The sequence below is a fragment of the Buchnera aphidicola (Pemphigus obesinymphae) genome, assembly GCF_026122815.1.
Lineage (GTDB): Bacteria > Pseudomonadota > Gammaproteobacteria > Enterobacterales > Enterobacteriaceae > Buchnera_C > Buchnera_C aphidicola_BJ.
Map to the genome: position 1 here is coordinate 1 of NZ_JAIWQW010000137.1, position 286 is coordinate 286.

Sequence of the window (286 nt, forward strand, 5' to 3'; positions counted from 1 at the left end):
GAGCTGCTTTAAAATTAGGTAGAATAGTAATATATTTTGGTATGAAAGCTCCTTTGATTCAAACAAAAGAAGGTCAAATTAAAGAATCATGGTCTATTTCTGCTGGATTATATTTTCCTTCAGTAGGTCCTGAACACGCATGGTTAAAAAATGTCGGTCGTGCGAATTATGTCTCTATCACAGATCAAGAAGCACTAACAGCTTTCCAAACTTTATCTGAAAAAGAAGGTATTATACCAGCTTTAGAATCTGCACATGCTTTAGTTTATGCTTTAAAATTAATTAA

Annotated in this window: 1 pseudogene; it reads left to right on the forward strand. The window is 32.5% G+C overall.

The features are described from left to right. A pseudogene (locus tag LDP10_RS03460) lies at nt 1-286 on the forward strand (tryptophan synthase subunit beta); the annotation flags it as partial.